Source organism: Pseudomonas extremorientalis (genome assembly GCF_001870465.1).
Classification (GTDB): domain Bacteria; phylum Pseudomonadota; class Gammaproteobacteria; order Pseudomonadales; family Pseudomonadaceae; genus Aquipseudomonas; species Aquipseudomonas extremorientalis.
On record NZ_MDGK01000039.1, the window covers coordinates 1 to 3,680 of the forward strand.

Genomic DNA, 3,680 nt, shown 5'->3' on the forward strand with positions numbered 1-3,680 from the left:
TTGCTGATCCTGGCCCTGCTGGTGCTGCTGGCGTTCTCGGTGGGTTACACCACCATGTCCAAGCACCTGACCAATGCAGGCGGCTTTTATGCCTTTACCTCCCGTGGCCTGGGTGGCTTGGCCGGCGGGGCGGCGGGGGTGCTGGCGATGTTTGCCTACAACATCCTGCAGGTCGGCTTGTATGGCATGTTCGGCGGGGTGGTCAGCGGCACCATGGCCAGTGTGTTCGGCCTGGAGTTGCCGTGGTGGGCGTACTCGCTGCTGGCGATGGCCAGCGTGGCGATACTGGGCTATCGCAAGATCGACCTGTCGGCGCGGGTGTTGTCGGTGGTGGTGATTGCCGAGTACCTGGCGATCCTGATCCTGGATTTCGCGATCCTCAGGTCAGGCGGTGACAGTGGCGTCAACCTGGCGTCGTTCAGCAGCCATCACGTATTCAGTGGCACGCCGTCCATTGGCCTGCTGTTCTGCTTCGCGGCGTTCATCGGCTTCGAGGCCACGACCATCTACGGCGAAGAGGCGAAGAACCCGCAACGCACCATTCCGATTGCCACCTACTGTTCGGTGCTGCTGATCGGCGGGTTCTACGCGTTGTCGGTATGGTCGATGGTGGTGGGCGTCGGCGCGGACAAGATCGTGCCGCTGTTGCAGTCCTTGCAGGACCCGACGACCTTTATCTACGGCATGTCCGACCATTTTGTCGGCCCGCAGCTGACCCAGGTCATCCGCGTGCTGTTCATGGTGAGTATCTATGCCGGGCTGCTGGCGTTCCACAACGCCGCCGCGCGTTACTTCTATGCGATTGGCCGCGATGGGTTGCTGCACAGCCTGCTGGGCACCACCCATCGTGTGCACCAGAGCCCGCACATGGGCTCGGCCTTGCAAAGCCTGATTTCTGCAGTGGTGGTGCTGATTTTTGCTGCGATGGATGCCGACCCGATCCTGCAATTGTTCGCCTGGCTGTCGAACCTGGCCACGTTGTGCGTGATCTTGCTGATGGCGCTGACTTCCGTCGCGGTGTTGGCGTTCTTCCGGCGCCATCCCGAACTCAAGGTGGGGATCTGGCGTGCACGGATTTTCCCCGGTTTCTCCTGCCTGGCCCTGTTCGCAGTGCTGGCGCTGGCGGTGGTGCACTTCGATGTGCTGACCGGGGCCAGCCAGCTCCTGTCCTATGGCCTCTGCGCAATCATTCCCCTGGCCCTGCTGGGCGGTGTGTACCTGGCGGCCCGCTTGCGCAAGGCGTCGCCGGAACGCTTCCGGGCGTTGGGCAGCCACAAGCTCTAAGGCGTGCCCTGCGGCTGGCTCCTCCCCCGTCAAACACGGAAATGGCCCACCAGCTGCTGCTGGTGACTGGCCATTTCGCGCAGTGCATCACTGGCCTTCGAGGCCTCGTGCATGCGCTGGCTGAGGGTTTCGCTGATGCCTCGGATATCGCTGACCCGGTGGCTGATGTCGTCCACCACTGTGCTTTGCTCCAGGGCCGCGCTGGCAATCTGTTGGTTCATCTGTTCGATCACGTCCACGGCCTGGGAAATATCCGCCAGCGCGGCGCGGGTCTGTTGCACCTGGACCACGCTGCCGCTGGCTTGATCACGGCTCAGTTGGGTGCTGTGCACCACGTCCTCACTCAGCTGTTGCAGCGTTTCGATCACCGTGCGTACCTGTTCCACCGAGCGTTGGGTGTTGCTCGCCAAGTGCCTGACCTCATCGGCCACCACCGCGAAACCCCGCCCTTGCTCGCCGGCCCGGGCGGCCTCGATGGCGGCGTTCAACGCCAGCAGGTTGGTCTGCTGCGCAATGCTGCTGATGACATCCAGCACCTGGCCGATCTGGCGGCTGCTGTCGGCGAGGGCGGTGACGTGCTGGAGGGTGGCGTCCAGGCGCTGATCGAGGGCCTCGATGCTGCGCTCGGCTGTGGCGAACACCGCCTGGCCTGATCGGCTCGCGCTTTCGGCGGCGGTGGCGGCATCGGCGGCGCTGTGGGAGTGGCGCGCCACCTCCTGGGCACTGGCGCTCATTTCATGCAGGGCGGTGGCCGCCAACTCCACTTCGCGGTACTGGCGTTGCATGCCGGTGCTGACGTCGCGGGCAACCCCCGAGGAGGTGTCGGCGCTGTCGCGGGTGTCGCGGGCGGCGGTTTGAATGGCGCGAATCATCGGTTGCAAGGTGTCCAGGAAGCGGTTGAAGCCACCGGCCAGCCTGCCCAGTTCGTCGCGCCGCCCGGCGGGCAAGCGTTGGGTGAGGTCGCCGTCGCCTTCGACGATGGCATCCAGCAATTCGACCATCTTGAGCAGTGGGCGTGTCACGCCGTAGGCGGTCACCCAGATCAGCAGCATACCCAGGCCGCTGGCGAGCAGGCCCAGGCCAAGGTTGAAACCGTTGGCGGCGCGGCTTTTGCTGTCCAGCTCGCGTTGCATCTGCCGGGCGGGGGCCTGCACCAGGGCTTGCGGCACTTTGATTTGCAGGTGCCAGCCGGGGTTGCCGTCCACCACCTGCAGGGGCTGGCGGATATCGACAGTGTCCCCCGCGACGGCGCCGCTGCGTCCTGCGATCTGGCCGGCGGGCGACAGGATGCTGACTTCGCCGGCGCCCGAATACAAATCCTGGCCCAACTGGGCGGCGAGCTTTTGCAGGGTGTCGAGGCTGACGTCCATGCCGACCACGCCGAGTACCTGGCCGTTGGCGATCAGCGGCACGGAAATACTGCTCATCAGTACATCGCGACCTTCCACTTGGCTGGTGTAGGGCTCCACCACGCAGGTGCGCCGTTGCGTCTGGGGGCAGCGGTACCAATCGGTGTCCGGGTCGGCGCCGGGGAGCGCATGGTTGGCGGTGATCTGTTCTTCGGTCAGCACATCCTGCACCAGCTGCCCCGGCAGGCTCTGTGACCAGTACAACGCAAAGCGCCCGGTTTCATTGCCGGCCAGGGCGCGTTGCCCGACAAACTCGGCGTCTGCGCCGGCCAGCGCGCCAGGCAACAGCACCACGTACAGGCCGAGCACGTGCTGCTGTTTGAGCAGGGCCTGGCGGGTCACGCTGACCAGCGTTTCGCGCAATTGCGCGGCGCTGAGGCGGCCCTCGAGAGTTTGCTCGCGCAGTTGCAGGACCTGCTCGGCGAACCCTTCGCCTACCAGGGCGCTGTCATTGAAAAAGCGCTCCACGTGTTGGCCATGGGCAACGGCCTGGGCCTGCAGGCGCGCCTCGGCGGCTTGCCCCAGCAGGTGACTGCTCTGCTGCTTGAGCAGATCGGCGCTCTGTTGATTCTGGTACAGGCCGGCACCGATCAGCGCGCCGACCACCATCAGCAGGCACAGCCCGCTCAGCAGGGTGATGCGCCATTGGAGGGTGAGGTGAATTGAACGCATGGCTGAGGTTCCTACGCAAGGCATCCGGGAGAAGGGCGGGGTGACGCGAGCATGCGGCGGGACGCGATAAGCGGCTATCCCGAATCGGCAAACGCTGTGGGCACGCCATGGGTGGCTTGACCTGTTTTGGGGCGGCGCTTCGGATGCTACCGATTTGGGATAGCGAGCGGCTCAGGGGCGGGCATAGGATCAAATTCAGCGTGCAACCAAAACAACAACGCCAGAGGGCACCGATGCCGTTTGATCGGGCCCAATCCAACAGCGACTGCCTCATACAATAAGGTCAACAACATGAGCGTATCTCTCCCGGTCAAC

The 3,680-nt window shown here is 64.6% G+C and carries 2 protein-coding genes and 1 pseudogene; 1 reads left to right on the forward strand and 2 read right to left on the reverse strand.

The window, feature by feature from the left end:
- Positions 1–1,284, forward strand: a 1,284-nt coding sequence (locus tag BFN10_RS15980) for an APC family permease (RefSeq protein WP_071490486.1), incomplete at its 5' end; no start/stop codon positions are given.
- Positions 1,285–1,313: 29 nt separating this feature from the next.
- Here BFN10_RS15980 and BFN10_RS30165 read toward each other — a convergent pair.
- Positions 1,314–2,156: a methyl-accepting chemotaxis protein gene (locus BFN10_RS30165; RefSeq protein WP_409996327.1), complete on the reverse strand. Its 843-nt coding sequence runs from the start codon at positions 2,154–2,156 to the stop codon at positions 1,314–1,316.
- A gap of 15 nt (positions 2,157–2,171) precedes the next feature.
- Positions 2,172–3,389 (reverse strand): annotated as a pseudogene (locus BFN10_RS30170) (PDC sensor domain-containing protein); the annotation flags it as partial.
- Positions 3,390–3,680: the final 291 nt, after the last annotated feature.